Source organism: Clostridium pasteurianum DSM 525 = ATCC 6013 (assembly GCF_000807255.1).
Classification (GTDB): domain Bacteria; phylum Bacillota; class Clostridia; order Clostridiales; family Clostridiaceae; genus Clostridium_I; species Clostridium_I pasteurianum.
Genome location: NZ_CP009268.1, coordinates 648,701 through 665,463, shown reverse-complemented (window position 1 = coordinate 665,463; position 16,763 = coordinate 648,701). Strand labels below are relative to the sequence as shown.

General features: G+C 30.6%; 14 protein-coding genes. 5 read left to right on the top strand and 9 right to left on the bottom strand.

Annotated features, from left to right (window positions below):
• Window positions 1-179: 179 nt before the first annotated feature.
• From CLPA_RS02950 to CLPA_RS02930, 5 genes are all read right to left on the bottom strand, one after another.
• Window positions 180-1,892, bottom strand: coding sequence for a methyl-accepting chemotaxis protein (locus tag CLPA_RS02950; RefSeq protein ID WP_004455352.1), 1,713 nt, complete (start codon window positions 1,890-1,892; stop codon window positions 180-182).
• A gap of 256 nt (window positions 1,893-2,148) precedes the next feature.
• Window positions 2,149-3,159: a HoxN/HupN/NixA family nickel/cobalt transporter gene (locus CLPA_RS02945; RefSeq protein WP_143756643.1), complete on the bottom strand. Its 1,011-nt coding sequence runs from the start codon at window positions 3,157-3,159 to the stop codon at window positions 2,149-2,151.
• Window positions 3,160-3,365: 206 nt separating this feature from the next.
• Window positions 3,366-4,112, bottom strand: coding sequence for a nickel pincer cofactor biosynthesis protein LarB (gene larB, locus CLPA_RS02940; protein WP_004455344.1), 747 nt, complete (start codon window positions 4,110-4,112; stop codon window positions 3,366-3,368).
• A 220-nt stretch (window positions 4,113-4,332) separates the two neighbouring features.
• Window positions 4,333-5,733, bottom strand: coding sequence for a nickel pincer cofactor biosynthesis protein LarC (gene larC, locus CLPA_RS02935; RefSeq protein WP_004455340.1), 1,401 nt, complete (start codon window positions 5,731-5,733; stop codon window positions 4,333-4,335).
• A gap of 190 nt (window positions 5,734-5,923) precedes the next feature.
• Window positions 5,924-7,069: an aldo/keto reductase gene (locus tag CLPA_RS02930; RefSeq protein WP_004455333.1), complete on the bottom strand. Its 1,146-nt coding sequence runs from the start codon at window positions 7,067-7,069 to the stop codon at window positions 5,924-5,926.
• Window positions 7,070-7,857: 788 nt separating this feature from the next.
• Between CLPA_RS02930 and CLPA_RS02925 the strand changes: the two genes are divergently transcribed.
• From CLPA_RS02925 to CLPA_RS02915, 3 genes are all read left to right on the top strand, one after another.
• Window positions 7,858-8,853, top strand: a complete 996-nt coding sequence (locus tag CLPA_RS02925; RefSeq protein WP_004455332.1) for an acyltransferase family protein — start codon at window positions 7,858-7,860, stop codon at window positions 8,851-8,853.
• 234 nt (window positions 8,854-9,087) lie between these two features.
• Window positions 9,088-10,332 (top strand): AAA family ATPase, encoded by a 1,245-nt coding sequence (locus CLPA_RS02920; RefSeq protein WP_004455331.1) that lies wholly within the window; start codon window positions 9,088-9,090, stop codon window positions 10,330-10,332.
• Entirely contained in the window at window positions 10,316-10,972 is a 657-nt protein-coding gene (locus tag CLPA_RS02915; protein WP_004455329.1) for an RloB family protein, read from the top strand. The genes CLPA_RS02920 and CLPA_RS02915 overlap by 17 nt, the downstream gene beginning before the upstream one ends.
• 113 nt (window positions 10,973-11,085) lie before the next feature.
• Here CLPA_RS02915 and CLPA_RS02910 read toward each other — a convergent pair whose 3' ends face one another.
• The gene (locus CLPA_RS02910; RefSeq protein ID WP_004455327.1) at window positions 11,086-11,925 is read right to left on the bottom strand and encodes a YecA family protein; all 840 of its coding nucleotides are present in this window, start codon (window positions 11,923-11,925) and stop codon (window positions 11,086-11,088) included.
• A 185-nt stretch (window positions 11,926-12,110) separates the two neighbouring features.
• Here CLPA_RS02910 and CLPA_RS02905 point away from each other — a divergent pair, with 185 nt between their 5' ends.
• Complete coding sequence (locus CLPA_RS02905) at window positions 12,111-12,671, top strand: nitroreductase family protein (protein ID WP_004455326.1); 561 nt, start codon at window positions 12,111-12,113, stop codon at window positions 12,669-12,671.
• 109 nt (window positions 12,672-12,780) lie between these two features.
• On the opposite strand, the gene CLPA_RS02900 is transcribed toward CLPA_RS02905, so the two are convergent.
• The 3 genes from CLPA_RS02900 to CLPA_RS02890 form a co-directional block, all read right to left on the bottom strand.
• Entirely contained in the window at window positions 12,781-13,062 is a 282-nt protein-coding gene (locus CLPA_RS02900) for a YmaF family protein (RefSeq protein WP_004455325.1), read from the bottom strand.
• A 139-nt stretch (window positions 13,063-13,201) separates the two neighbouring features.
• Window positions 13,202-13,843 (bottom strand): GTP-binding protein, encoded by a 642-nt coding sequence (locus tag CLPA_RS02895; RefSeq protein WP_004455324.1) that lies wholly within the window; start codon window positions 13,841-13,843, stop codon window positions 13,202-13,204.
• A gap of 96 nt (window positions 13,844-13,939) precedes the next feature.
• Window positions 13,940-14,911, bottom strand: coding sequence for a CobW family GTP-binding protein (locus tag CLPA_RS02890; protein WP_004455323.1), 972 nt, complete (start codon window positions 14,909-14,911; stop codon window positions 13,940-13,942).
• Between the two features lie 570 nt (window positions 14,912-15,481).
• On the opposite strand from CLPA_RS02890, the gene galE reads away from it, so the two are divergent.
• Window positions 15,482-16,468 carry a UDP-glucose 4-epimerase GalE gene (gene galE / locus CLPA_RS02885; RefSeq protein ID WP_004455322.1) on the top strand — a complete coding sequence of 329 codons (987 nt, stop codon included), beginning with the start codon at window positions 15,482-15,484 and terminating at the stop codon, window positions 16,466-16,468.
• The last annotated feature ends 295 nt before the right edge of the window (window positions 16,469-16,763 follow it).

Below are 16,763 nucleotides of genomic sequence, written 5' to 3'. Positions count from 1 at the left end.
TAAGGGCAAGTACTATTACAATGAGATAGTAATTTGATTTACCAGAACTTTTATTAGCCATTTCCGTCATACAAATCATCCTTCCAATAAAACATATTAGTTTAATTATACTCCAAAGGAAAGTGGCTGTCGCACTAATTTTTTTAGTGTAACAGCCACTTTCTTATTTTTTTCTCTGCTTAAATTTTAAATTTATGGATTACTTCATTTAGATTCTGTGCCATCTGTGACTGATTTTCTGAAGTAACTGCTACCTGCTCTACTCCACTAGTAACTTCAACCATTTTGTGTTCTATTTTTTCTACATTTTCAGAAGAAGTTTCCATACTTAAAACCATATTCTGTACTGCTATACTTACTTGTGTCACTGTAGCTGTTATCTCCTCCGTCATAGATGCTGCTTCCTCTGTTATTCCACTTACAAAATTTGAATCCTTATAATAGGATTCCACCATCTTTGTAAATTCCTTAAATTGATTATCTATATCTTCATTTATAAATCTCAATACCTCACTGCTGTTGTCAGAAAGATTTTTAAAAGCCTTCTGAACACCTACAATAGTGTCCTTTATACTATTTACGGAATTTGAAGACTCCTCTGCCAGTTTTCTTACCTCTTCTGCTACCACTGCAAAACCCCTTCCATGTTCTCCTGCTCTAGCGGCTTCAATAGCTGCATTAAGAGCTAAAAGATTTATCTGTTCTGCTATGGAAGCTATACTATCTGACATTTTGCCTATATCTTCCACTACTTTCCCCTCTTCAATGGCCTTTAATATTTTTTCATTTTTCTCTCTATGAAGATCAGTTATGGATTTTGATGATTCTTCACACCGGATTTTCATTTCAGTAGCTCTATTCTTAGCCTCATTGGCATTATTACTACCCTCCATAACTTTTTCTGATAACTGATTTATACTTGCATCTACTTCTTCTATAGAAGACATAATTTCTTCCGATGTAGCACTGCTCTCCTGAACTCCATTGTTTATTTCTATTGAGGAGTCATTTATGTTTTCAAAACTTGCATTTAATTCCTGTACCATGGCAGTAAGCTGCTCACTGGAGGCACTCATAGTCTGGGAATCTTCTATTATGGTATTTACAAGATTTTTTACATTTTTCTGTGCTATATTCAAATCCTGAGATAGTTCTGCAAATTCATTCTTACCGGATATAATTATCGGAGTTGAAAAGTCATACCCAGCAATTCTTTTGGCATATCCTCTTAATTTATTTATACATATAGAGAAATATCTTGTAATAAGTGTTCCTAAAATTCCGGCTATAAGTATATCTACAATAATAAATATAGTCATTGCATTTCTTGCAGAACTAAATACTTGTTTATTTTCTTCGTTGGCACTTTTTGCCTTGTTTGTATTTATATTAATAAGATTATCTATATTGTCAACTATAGGCTGCCACAACTGATCCATATCCTTATAATATCCATCGGCTTCTTCATAATTATTATTTTTAACCGCATTTGTAAGTTTATCCCTTGCTATTCTATAATCCTGAACACTCTTTATAAAATTGTCAAAATATTTTTTTTCATCACTATCCATAGACATGGAACTATATATTTTTATATCCTTATTGTTTGCTTCTGTACTATTTTCAATATCTTTAAATAAATCTTCTTTCTTATTTTCATCTTTTAAATAAACTAATTGAAGCATATTGCTTTGAGCCTTCATGGTCTGTTGTTTCATATCCATAAGTGCATGTACACCTTGAAGATTATTACTGTACATTTTTTCTGAATTTGAATTTACTTTTCCCAAAGAATATACGCTGTAAGATCCAACCCCAGTAATTACTACTATTATGCATAAAAATGTCAGAAACATTCTTCTCCCCGTATTCATATCCTTAAAAAATGTCATTTAAATTTCCTCCTTATGTATTTAATCTTATTAATTGAATTTCATTATCAACTCAATCTTATAAAATCTATTTTATATGTACACCTGCAATACTAAAAAGCTAAAATTCGCTGATAATAAATTCCATTTGATATTATTATCGTATAAATTTTTATATACTTTATAAACATCTAATTTGGAAACCTATTATTTTAATAGGGCAACGAAAAAACAGTCTCGCAATGGATACATGTATTGCGAGACTGTTCCTTTTAATTTACACCGTTGGCCCTGTAGTAGATTCCAGGTCCAGTTTCTTCCATATAAAATAAGATAATCCCCAAGAAAGTACAAACAGTGCCACCAGCAAATAACCAACACTTCCAAAATCCAAATCAGTTATCCACTTCCAGATACCACTAGTCAATCCAAGCTTAGGTGCAAGTATCTGAGTCAGCTCAATAAAACCTATACACAGTGCTGCCACTACAGATATACCTGTAACGGACAGATTATAATATATTTTACGTAGAGGCGTTGAAAAGGCCCAGCTATAGGCATTAGTCATAAATATACCATCTGCTGTATCCATAAGACTCATTCCTGCAGCAAAAAGTATTGGCAGTGCAATTAAAAGTGTTCCTGGTACTGCTTGACTGGCAGCATTTACAGAAATGGCCAAAAGGGCTACTTCTGAGGCAGTATCAAATCCTAATCCAAAGAGAAATCCAAGAGGATAAATATGCCAGCTCTTATTTATAATTTTATAAAGAGGTCCTCCAAAACGTGATATTAACCCCCTATTTAAAAGAAGCTTATCTAGTTCTTCTTCATTGTATTTGCCTTTTCTAGTGGTTACAAAAATTTTATAGATGTCAAACCATATATATAAATTCAATATTCCTATGAGTAGAAGGAATCCACCGGATACAGAAGTACCAATTACACTTCCAATCTCTTTTATCTGTGGAATATTTCCCCGAGCCCATTTCATGGAAAAAGTGGTTATCAGCACCATAACAAATACAACAGTAGAGTGCCCTAGAGAAAAGAAAAATCCAACACCATTAGATTCCTCTTTTTGCTGAGCTAATTTACGTACAGTATTATCAATGGCAGCTATATGATCTGCATCAAAAGCGTGCCTAAGTCCCAAGGTATATACTAGGAATCCAAAACCAAGCATCTCTGGATACTCACGGGCATAAACGGCTAGTATTGCTATACCAATTATATGCAGTACTGCCACTGCTACTGCGTAATAAATCCATTTAACATTTTTAATCAAACTAATTTTCGTTGCCAAAACTTTATAACACTTGCTAAAATTACTGAATTTAATAACTTTACTATAAGTTGCAAGTCTTATAATGTTGCCAGTTTTGACCAACTTCTCCTTTCCTATTTATTTCCTGTATTAATTCACTGGAAGAATATTTAACGCTGCAACCAGCATAATTTACAATACCCAATTATACACTGAATATATAAAATTTATAACTTATTTATAATACTGGCATTGTAGGCTGCACCAAAACCATTGTCTATGTTTACTACCGTAACTCCGCTGGCACAGCTGTTCAGCATTGATAAAAGTGCTGAAAGTCCCTTGAAGTTTGCTCCATATCCAATACTGGTGGGAACTGCTATAACAGGTTTATCTACAAGGCCCCCCACTACACTGGCAAGAGCCCCTTCCATGCCTGCCACAACAATTACAACCTTTGCCCCTCTTATAATATCTAGCTTTGAAAACAGCCTGTGAATACCTGCCACACCTACATCAACAATTTTTTCTACCCTGTTTCCAAATATCATGGCAGTTTCTGCAGCTTCTTCTACCACCGGTAAATCAGAAGTTCCTGCAGAAACTATGACAATATAGCTGTCCGTAAGCTTTTCTTCTCTTTTCTTAATAGTCATCGTTCTAGCAAGCTTATTGTAGCTGACCTCTTTGCATATTTCCCTTACAGCCTTATACATATCTTCAGTTACTCTGGTGGCTAAAATATTATTTTCCTTAGTAAGCATAAATTCAATAATACTTTTTACCTGCTCTATTGTCTTTCCAGCACAATATATAACTTCAGGATATCCCACTCTTATCTCTCTATGGTTATCAATCTTTGCAAAACCCAGATCTTTAAAGGGCAGGTCTTCAATTGTCTTCATAGCTTCATCTATTGGAATTTTATTATCTTTAACGGCTTTCAATAGATTTTTTATGTCTTCCTTATTCATGATCTCAATTTTAGTCAGAATTCCCACTCATAACTGCAATTATTGATTTAAATTTATAATATTAAATTGGTTATATAATAGCAGTTAAATATTGATATATGGGGTTTCTGATAAAATTACCTCCCTTCTCTCTTTATTTTAAATTCTACCTTTGTGATTTTTATTAGTTGAAACTATACACTTATTTTGATATTTGTTCTTTGAACTTTGTACTTTTATTCTAACCTTCATCTATAACCTTATCAATAGACCTATAGATTTCTCTAATAGGTACATTATTTTCCTCTGCCAGTCTCTTGCAATCTTCATATTCTGCCTTGTATTTTACAAGTTTACCTTCATAATAGGAATTTTTAATTGTCACTTCTCCATAACGGGTTTTAAGCTTTGAAAATTCTCTATTGAGCATTGTTTTTTCTACTTTAAATTTTCTGATTCCAATAGAAGTAGTTTCTTTAAACACCACATCCAGCACCTGATTTTCTCTCTTCTGGCTTACCAATACACTGAGCTTTATGGCCGGTCTTCCTTTTTTCATGATAATAGGAGTTTTAAATACATCCAATGCTCCCGAGTTAAAGAGTTTCCCCTCCACATATTCATATAACTCTGGATTCATGTCATCTATATTTGTCTCCAGTAAATACTGTTCTTCTATATCTTCATCTTTCCCTTTAAGATTCCCAAGATATACTCTTAAAACATTTGGAATGTCCAGTTCCCTGGTTCCCAGTCCATAGCCTGTTTTTTCTATGACAAAATCCATATTATCTGTAAACTCTTTAACATTTGCAGCTAATATAGCTGCTCCTGTAGGAGTGGTGGTTTCAAAGGGAACTATACCGGTTTTCATTGGTATATGCTTTAATATATTTACCGTTGCCGGTGCAGGCACTGGCATGACTCCATGAGCACATTTTACAAATCCTCCGCCTACTTGAACGGTAGAAGCCATTATCTTATCCACCTTCAGATAATCCAGTGCTATAGCTGCTCCCACTATATCTACAATGGAATCCGTAGCTCCTACCTCGTGAAAATGAACTTCCTGCAGTGACTTGCCATGCACCAGTGCCTCTGCCTCTGCCACTTTTATAAACATATGAAGACTCATCTCTTTTACATTTTCATTTAAAGTGCTTCCCTTTATTATATTTTCAATATCCTTTAGATTTCTATGCTGATGGTGATGTGATTTATGGTGAGTTTCTCCATGGTTGTGCTCTAAGTTATCAGCATGACTATATGATAATGCCGCTTCACCATCAGGACCAATTTTATCCTCATGATTATGGTGATGGTGCTCCTCTAATTTCTGATTAGAGTATGCAGCATCTTCACTATGATTATGTACTAAAGCTTCACCATGAGTATGCCCATGATGATGAGTTTCTTCAATATTATTATGATGATCCTGCTGATTTTTTAAAATTACATCTACCTTAGTTCCCGTTATGCCCTTTTTAATACCCTTTTTAACCTCTATCTCATATTCAGAAGACAAATTGAGCTTTAAAAGCTCTTTTATGATATAATTCTTGTCTACTCCTAAATCAATTAATGCTCCTAAATTCATATCTCCACTTATTCCACAAAAACAATCGTAATATAATACCCTCATACTTTACCTCTCAATATGTTTTTTTGTTTCACTTGACTTTATTCTATATGCCACCAAATACTAAATAAATTTTAGTCTTCTTGCACTATGGGAAAGCGATTCGCACAAAATTGAAATTTTGGCTCTCTGCTTTTCTAAACATGAAGGGATTATGACAAAATCCCTTCAAAATAAGATTTATTACTAAATTCTATGCAAATACTTCATTTACCTTTTCTAGTTCCTTACGTATGGAAATTCCCTGTGGACAATGAGTTTCACATTTTCCGCATTTTACACAATTAGACGCCTCTTGATTTCTTCGTCTGATCATAATATTATAGGTTTCATCTTTTCCAAACATGCCATAATTATTATAAGCACTAAAACAACCTGGAATATTCACTCCAGCTGGACAAGGCATGCAGTATCCACAGGCAGTACAATTGACTTTCACTTTACCTTTAATGATATTATTGACTTTATCAATAAGTTTTAATTCTCCCTCTGTTAGAGAATCGGCTTCCGTTTCACTGGCTATCTTTATATTTTCTTCTACCTGATCCATGGAATTCATACCACTTAAAATAACTGATACTTCCGGATGATTCCATACCCACTTCAATGCCCACTCTGCAGGAGTTCTCTTTATATCTGCTTCATTAAAGGCCTCCTTAGCTTCTCTAGGAAGATTATTAACAAGCTTTCCTCCTCTAAGAGGTTCCATTATTGTAATTCCTAGACCTCTTTCAGCTGCATACTTAAGTCCTTCTGTTCCTGCCTGAAATTCTTCATCTAAATAGTTATATTGTATCTGACAAAAAGACCAATCATAGTAATCTACAATTTCCTTGAAAAGATCTAATTTATCATGGAAGGAAAACCCTGCATATTTTATTCTACCATCTTTTAATGCAGAATCCAAAAATTCATCAATACCATTTTTCTTTAATCTGTCCCAGTCTTTACGATTAAGGGAGTGTACAAGATAAAAATCTATATGATCTGTTTGAAGCCTTTCCAGCTGCTCATTCAAATATTTATCCATATCACTTCTTGAATTTATAAGCCAGCTTGGAAGTTTAGTAGCTAATTTAACTTTTTCTCTATAACCATCCTTTAAGGCTCTTCCCACAAAGGGTTCACTGGCACCCCCATGACCCATACCTGTTCCATGATAAGGATAGGCAGTATCTATGTAGTTTACCCCCTTATCAATGGCACTGCGAATTAATTTTATAGATTTTTCTTCATCAATATTAGTAGCATCTCCCCCTGGAATAAGTGGAAGTCTCATACACCCAAATCCAAGTGTTGAAACCTTTTCATTAGTTTTACCGAAGTTTCTGTATAACATTTATAAATTCCCCCTTTAATATTGTGTACGTATTTAATAGCAGTAAAGCAACCATTAAGTAAAAACCATTGATATTTCACAAGTTGGTGATTAATGTGTTTATCAATATAATACATCTTAAAGTTAACTCTAAGTCAAGAGTTATTTTCCATTTATAAAAGGGCATTTCTTATAACATAACTTCACTAATATAATAAAATTCATAAGAAACATTCCTCTTTTGCAAGTTTATTATATCAAAAAGAACGTTTCCCCAGAATATACCTTTGTCCTAATTCTTCATAATTTGATATACATAAATACAAACAAAAATACAGCTAGATATATAATAGCTACATAGCTACTTTCTAACTATTAATGATGATGATGCTTTTTAGTTTTACTTATTCCTTTAGCTAAATCACATAAAGTTTTTATAATTAATCCATAATTGTTAATTATAATTTGAAATATAAAGATACTTTAATATGCTAATTGAAGCAAGTTCTTAATTCAGGTGGGGATTCTTTTACCCCATCTGAATTTTAGAACTGCAAATGCATGGCTTACTTGGCGTTTAGCTTCCACTTGAAGAAAAGCAGAGAACCAAAATCTTCTTTTTGATTTTGTGTGAGGGCTGTACAGCGTGCAAGTAGAGAGCCCAAATTTTAATTTGGTGTGAATCACTTTCACAGAGTGCAAGCAGAGAACCAAAATCTTTTTTTGATTTTGTGTGAGGGCTGTACAGAGTGCGTGGGAGACTTACGCCAAGTTAGTCAGGTTAAATAATAATATATGGGGAGATTATTATGATTTATGAAAAACAAAGAGATTATTATTTTGACAACTTAAAACTTATTCTAATTACTCTAGTTGTAATGGGACATGTTGTGGAACCTCTAATAGGCAATTATCCAAAGGCTAAATTATTGTATTCTTTTATATACTCTTTTCACATGCCACTTTTTGCTTTTATATCAGGATATTTTTCAAAAAATAATGGCAGTCATAAAAATATCATCTATAAAATAAATACTATTCTCATACCCTACATAATTTTTCAACTTCTGTATTCCCTATTTAATATTTATATACTTAAAGCTGAAAATTTTCCCATAACCCTTGTTTATCCCTACTGGATTACCTGGTATCTTCTTTCACTATTACTATGGAATATAGTTCTGCCATACTTTTCAAAGCTTAGATTTTCAATTATAATAGCAGTTATTATTTCTCTCATGGCAGGCTATGATAACAATATTGGATACTACTTAAGTTTATCTAGGACCATAACATTTTTTCCTTATTTTCTAATGGGATACTTTTTTAAAAGAGAATACATTATTGTTCTTAAGCATTATATTTCAAAACCTCTATCACTAGTTATTTTACTTATGAGTATGCTGCCAATAAGTTTTATTTTATACAGAATTGATTATAGATGGTTTTATGGAAGCTTTTCCTATGCTCAGATAAATAGTACAGGTTTACCAGGTTTCTTAATGAAAATTTTTACTTATATTCTTGCCATATTCATATGTACATTCATACTAGTATTAATCCCTAACTCAAATTTATTCTTTACTAATTTGGGTTCAAGAACTATGGCTGTATATCTATTTCATGGTTTTATCGTAAAATTATTTGTGAAGTATAATATTCTGCGTATGCTTATTAAAGATAATGCCTTTATAAACGAAACACTGATTATATCTCTTTCTTTAATTATAGTCTTTGTGCTTTCTTCTAAAATCATCACCAAAATAACTAAATCTATAGTCATGACAAAGTTATTGAGATATTAATATAAAAATTTCCAACATTGCCAGTATGTCAATTACACTTATACTGAAAAAAAATGATATATATATTCCAATATTATCTCCACCATTAGCCATAGTTACACTAGCTACCTTAAAAATATTTAGGATAATGTATATATAAAATATATATGTCAAAAATACTATATGAGAAAATTTCTCACAAGTGTTCATTGTCTTAGATAAATATAGTATTATAATAATAAGGATGTGAGAAAAATGTTAATACAATTTAATTTTAAAAATTTTAAAAGTTTTAGAGATATGACTACATTGGATATGTCAGCCACTTCTATTACAGAACACCCTTACAATCTCATAAACATTAAGAATGAAAAATATATTAAGATTGCAGCCATTTATGGCGCAAATGCTAGTGGTAAAAGTTCTGTAATAAAGGCCTTTAGTTTTATGAAAGCCTGGATAAGAGAATCTTTTAAAAATTCATCTGATAATGATGAAATTCCAGTTAAAAGATTTGCTTTTGATACTGAAAGTAAAAATATTCCCGCAGAGTTTGAAGTGTTCTTTATATATAAAGGCAATGAATATCAATATGGTTTTTCTTTAGATAATTATAAAATTCATGAAGAATGGTTGTATATAAAAAAAACTGACAGCAAGGATAAATATACTCCTCTATTTGAAAGATCAGGTTCTGACATTGAATGTAATTTAAAGTTATTAAAAGGTTCCAATAATTTTATTAATATGGTTGAAGACAAAACTTTGTTTCTTTCTATAATATCAAACGCTAAAATTGATTATGCTAAAGATGTCTTTGAATGGTTTTTAGTACTTGCTGTTATAGATTATGGTGATTTAGGATTTGAAACTGCATTGACTCAAGTATATGCACCTAATATTGAAGATAAAAATTATCAAAGGGATTTGACTACATTTTTAAAAGCTATAGATATTAATATAGATGGCATTATCATAGAAAAATACAAAAATGAAAATACTCTTAAATCTGAGTATAAGATTTATACAAAACATTTAATAGAAGACGGAAAAAACTACTATAAAATGCCTCTTTTTGAAGAATCTAGTGGAACTCAAAAGATGTTTTCTCTTTTTTATTTTTTAAAGATGTCAATTCAATTAGGTATACCTATATTTATTGACGAGCTTGATTCAAAACTTCATCCATTACTTTTGAGGTATATCCTAATTATGTTTCATAACGAATCTATAAATAAAAATAATGCTCAGCTTATTTATACAACTCATGATAATTATACACTAACTAAAGATATATTTAGAAGAGATCAAATATGGTTTGCAGAAAAAGATGAAAATGCTACTTCACATCTTTATTCTTTAATTGAGTATAAATTTGATGACAAAAAAGTTAGAAAAGATGCATCCTTTAATAAAGATTATCTTTTAGGTAAGTATGGTGCTGTTCCTATATTAAGAGGTTACGATATGTGGAGGACAGAAAATGGTAAAGCTAAATAGAGGCGGACGTAAACGCCCTAGAAATGAATATACTAAAATAACTGGTCCTGGAAACTATTTAATTGTAACTGAAGGTACTGAAACTGAGGTCAATTATTTTAAAAATATAAAACAAATAATTGAAAATTTATTTAGAAATAAAATCATTGTTGATAAAATATCATTAAATATAGAAGGTACAGGTAGATCTACTAAAGTTCTTGTAAATGAAGCTATAAAAAAACGTAGTTTAGGAAGTTACAGTGAGGTTTGGGTTGTTTTTGATAAAGATGATAATTCAGATTTTGACGAAGCTATAGAAATGGCTAAAAAAGAAGGATTAAATATTGCATGGTCAAATGAATGCTTTGAGCTATGGTTATTACTTCATTTTCAATATTTAGAATCATCTATTTCTAGAGCAGACTATTATTCCAAGTTAACTTCTCATTTTAAAGAAAATAACATTAATAGAGGAATCTATAATAAAAGCATAAATAAAATATTTGATATTACTTATCCTTTTGTGGAAACAGCTATACAGAGAAGTGAATCTCTTTTATTACATCATAAACAAAATGGTGTTTTTTGTCCATCTAAAATGAATCCTTCTACTACAGTACAAGACTTAGTTAAAGATTTAATCAAATACACAAAATAAAAATCAAAAAATCAGAAAACTGTATATAAATTATAATCTTCTATGATTTAGTTACTAAAGCACTTTAAAAGGGAATGAATAATTTAGCTTATTCATTCCCTTTTAATAAGTTCTTATATGCAATCAACAGTCAATGCTTCCTCTAACTTCAAGGATTTTATCATATTATGAAAAATACTTTCCACTTTTTCAGTTGTACTGCATCCTACCTCTTCCACAAACTTCAATATAGTTTTTGAAAATGGTACAAGTCCCTCAAAATTTTCCTTTATCCATTTATTGAATTCTATCTCTTCATCACTTATATCAGGATAAATATTTCTGTATTGCAAAGTCTTCTTAACATATAGAGTAGTAATAAATACTACCTGATGAGGTCGAAGACTTTCAATAGGTTGAATTACTATGCTCTCTTTATGGTCCTCATCTTCCCGCTTGTAATATTTATTTAAATCAAAACCATATTTAATGAGATGACTGTCTATCATAGGATCATATATCATATCATTTATGGCCTTAACAGGAACTTTTCTATAGTTACCTGCTGCTTCTTCTTTAAATTTGACGATTTTAAATCCCTCTTCAAAAGAGATAATACGCTTAATTTCACGAGCAGCCTGAAAATCTTCTTTTAACAATATTGGTACGTCTTTTACAGCAAGGCAGTATGGTTCACCTTCTACAAAAGGCAAGGTTCCGTAGGACATATTTGCCCCAGAGTTTATGATTTTCTTTAACCAGAACAATCCTCTTTTTATTTTCTGTCTTTCATTTTCATAAAATATATTGAAACATTGGCTTTCTCTTTTTATTTTGCTAAGTATGTAATTCTCATCATAATATTTTAAATTCTGCTTTTCCAATTCTTCTATGTAGTTCTTGTCCATACAGCAACTCTTGTACTTCTTGCCACTCATACATGGACAAGGATCATTTCTGCCTATTTTACTCATAATATGACACCTCACTCAGTAAGTATTATATCATAAAAAATACTCTATTTAGGTTATTTTACATATTATTATAACTAACTTTTAGGTAAGTATGTTACATAAAAGTGCATACTTTATTTTAATAAGTGAATTACTATATAATAGTACAAACAGGATAATATTAATCTATTTAAGGAGTGAAATTTATGAGTGAAACTTTGCAAACTATAAAAGAAAGAAGAAGTATAAGAAATTTTAAAGATGAACAGGTTAAAGAGCAAGATTTGCAGGCAGTTTTAGAGGCTGGATTGTATGCCCCAAGTGCAATGAATGAACAATCCTGGCATTTTACTGTCATACAAAACACTGAGTTACTAAAAAAATTTACCCAAATTGCAAAAAATACTTTTGCTAAATCTGATGTTGAACACCTTAAATCTTTATCAAAAAATGACAATTATAAAGTATTTTATAACGCACCTACAGCTATAGTTATATCTGGAAATGTTAATGCTCTTAATACAGAAGCCGATACTGCAGCTGCTACTGAGAACATGCTACTGGCAGCAAAAGCTCTTGGTTTGGGATCTTGCTGGATAGGAAGCATGCCCCTTATATTTGAAAATGCACAGAATGAGTACTTTAAAAAGGAACTGGGAATTCCTGAAGGTTATAATCCAATAAACTCTATTGCTCTAGGCTACGCTGCTAATGAAAATACCAAAGCTCCTGCAAGAAGAGAAAATACAATAAACATAATTAAATAAATTTTATTTAATTATTTTGTATAAAAACTTAATATAAATTGATATCTTTTAAATAACAATAATAGCTGTCATATAATGATGGCAGCTATAAAAATTAAAATAATATAATTTAATCAGCGCTAGTATAACCAGCTATACAATGAATATGCCCATCAGCAACTTTTACTCTGGTTTTAAAATAATGGTAATGGAGACCATTAGGCAACAATATTGCTGGGCCTGTTTCAGTACAATATTCATGTTCATGATCATCATTATAAGTGGTAAAGCCTTCCATATAATGACAATGAGGCACTCCACTTTTAGCTTTAGCAGTAACTCCACCATAATGATGAATATGTCCATCATTATAAGTTGTGAGACCTGAGTAAGCATGCGAATGTTTTTTCATTAAAATTCCTCCCAATTGTTTTCTCAGTAATTATATATGTTTATTTCTACCTAATGTGCAGAATTCTCATATTCTATACAAGTAAGAGAAAATTAGAGCTTACTGAATTTTGGAGCAATTTTAAATCTGTAAAATTTTTCTATTTTTTGATGAAATTTTTTACCAGCACATTAAATTCTTTAAGATAGCCATTAAACAAAATATTTTCTTTCATAAGAACGAAAGAAATATTTTTTATATTGTCTACTCCTAAAATATAAGCTTCATAATTATACTTTTTTAACAAATTTACTACTTCATTTATCTGTGATGCCAGTAATTTATTTACATTAGACAATACTATTAAATCACTATTTTCTATACCGCTCAATAACAGACTTCCCATATTCTCAATATATACTTTAAAGGTAGATACATCAATAATGTTAAAAATATCTGTAACCTTACACCTGTACTTCAACTTTTTATTATGAATTATATTTAACACCCCCTCCAACTTTTTACTGCCATTGTGCTCTATTATTATTCTGTGAGGCTTATTGACATCAATTATTTCCTTTATAAAATTAGTACTTATTATATTAGATGTGCCAAGTTTCTTTATCAATATCTCTTTTTTATTTCTAAATTTCTCATCTATAAAAGTTTGTCCTTCCTCACATTGAACTACTATGACCAATTCATTGTGAACTAAAGTATTATCCAGCAGTGCATTGATAAATGTAGTTTTACCACAGCCTAAAAATCCAGTTACAATTTCAATGTTTGTCCTTAAAATCATACTATCCCACCTTTAGGGAGCTTCCCCTGAATTCTTATTTTTTACCTGCTTCTATTCATTGTCATGTAATAAAAATCATAATAAAATTTTCCTATATTATCTTAAAAATAATTCTTTAATATCTTTTTTATTCAAATTACTACCAATTATGCACAATCTTCCAGTGTAATCTGGAGTAGTAGTGACAACTTTAAATTCATCTGGCACATAGTCAAACTGTATCCATTGATTTTTATCCACCTGTACTATTCCTTTGGCTCTTAAAACTATTCCATAATTTTTATTTTTATTTATATGATGCAGATTCTCTATTAAATTTTTTTTGTTAAATACTTTTGCAGTTTCGATTCCCCAAGTAGAAAAAATTTCATCTGCATGGTGATCATGATGATTATCTTTTTTCTCTCTTAAAAATGTCATTTTTTCTGGCATTTTTATCAAATTTACTTGTTCCTCTACAGGTATTTTTCTATTCATCTGTGATACTTCTACAATTTTACTGGAAGATATTTTGTCCCAAGGAGTAGTTATTATAACTGCTTTGGAATTTATTTTAGTTATATCTCTCATAACCTCTTCTATCTGGCTAGTTTTTGCAGCCTGTGTACGACTTAATATTATTGTATTTGAATTTACTATTTGATTTTTGTAGAACTCATCGAAATTTGATATATATATTTTATATTTTAATGCATCCACCACAGCTATAATCATATTCAATTTAATCTTGCTTTTTAGATCAGCACTATTAAGGGATTTTAATATTTCTGATAATTTTCCTACCCCGGAAGGCTCTATTATAATTCTACTTGGATTAAATTTATCTATGACTTCACCAACTGCCTCTTTAAAATCCTGATTTATAGTACAGCATATGCACCCGGCATTTATTTCTTTTACCTGCATATTTGATTTTCTAAGTATACTTCCATCAATGCCCACCTCACCAAATTCATTCTCAATAATCGCAACTTTTTCTTTAATAAAGTTTTCATCAATTAACTTTTTTATAAGTGTAGTTTTACCTGCTCCCAGAAATCCAGAAAAAATATCTACCAATATACTCATAAATTCAATCTCTCCTTTAATTTTAAAACTCTCTAGTAATATATTATCATTAATGCATAATAATGTAAATGCAAACCATTTGCAAATTCCTTTATAATGAACTTTTTAATATAGATATATAATTTTACAATTAAATACTATAATTATAAATGTATTTTAAATACTGCATTTTAAAATCATAAATTTATATTTAAAGTTGGATATGAGTATCTATATGAATGAATCTTGTTTAAAGAGAGTTTATTATACTATTTCTAAATTTAATTCAATTATTTCAAATTTATTTATTGATTATTAGCAAGAATATGTTAAAATTATATATAGAAAAGGTTTTCTTTAATATTAATTACTCCATTAAAATTATGTTTTACCAATTAGAAACAGGACATAATTTTTATCCCATGACTAGTGGCTGTAATATTAATTCATAAATTTAGTATATCAGCCACCAATCATTTGATAATTCATTTAAACTTTTATTGGTTGCCCTTCTCTTTAGTGAACTGGCAACTCTTAAAAATTAATTTTATCCCATAAAAATATATATAAATTTTAGGAGGTTTTTTATTTATGGCTATTTTAGTTTGTGGTGGAGCTGGATATATAGGCAGTCATATGGTGGCTCATTTATTAGAAAATAACGAAGAGGTTATTGTAGCAGATAATCTTCAGAAGGGTCATAAAGATTCACTTTTAGGCGGTAAATTATATGTAGGTGATTTAAGAGACACAGAATTTCTTGATAAGGTGTTTAGCGAAAATAATATTGAAGCAGTTATTGACTTTGCAGCAGATTCTTTGGTAGGTGAAAGTGTGGAAAATCCATTAAAGTATTTTAACAATAATGTAGGTTCTACAATAAATCTTCTTCAGATTATGCAGAAACATGGTGTAAAATACATTGTATTCTCCTCTACTGCTGCCACTTATGGTGAACCAGAGAATGTACCAATACAAGAGGATGACAAGACTTTCCCTACTAATCCTTATGGTGAGTCCAAGCTTGCAGTGGAAAAAATATTAAAATGGTGTGATAAGGCCTATGGAATAAAGTATACAGCTCTTAGATATTTTAATGCAGCTGGTGCTCATATAAATGGTAAAATAGGAGAAGACCACAGACCTGAAAGCCATCTTATCCCATTAATTTTGCAGGTAGCTCTAAAGAAGAGAGAAAAGATCATGATATTCGGTGATGACTACAATACTGCTGACGGCTCTTGTGTAAGAGATTATATACATGTATCTGATCTTGCTGCTGCCCATCTTCTAGCTCTAAAGAGGCTTAAGAACGGCGGAGAAAGCAGAATCTACAATCTTGGAAATGGTAAAGGTTTCTCTGTTAAAGAAATGATTGAAGTTACAAGAAAGGTTACTGGTATAGACATAAAAGCAGAAGTAGCACCAAGACGTGCTGGTGATCCAGCAACATTAATCGCTTCTTCTGAAAAGGCTATTGAAGAACTAGGTTGGAAACCTAAATATAATTCAGTAGAAACTATAATTGAAACTGCCTGGAACTGGCACAAAAATCACATAAATGGATATGAAAAATAAGTCTTTACTAAAAGTAACTGCATTTTTACAGCTGCAGTTACTTTTAATTTTATCTTAAAACTAACAAGCATTTTATTAACACTTATAAACTATATCATTTATGTTTAAAAATCAGGTCTTTAATCAGTAATTTATTTACATTTTTTTAAAATTGAAATATTATCTGATTAATAAATATCATAAATTGCATAATCTTAAAATTATTATACTAAACTTGTTTCTCAAGGTATACCTACATATAGTATTCTACTTTATAAAAATATACTGCATAGTGTATTTCACCTATAAATTCTCA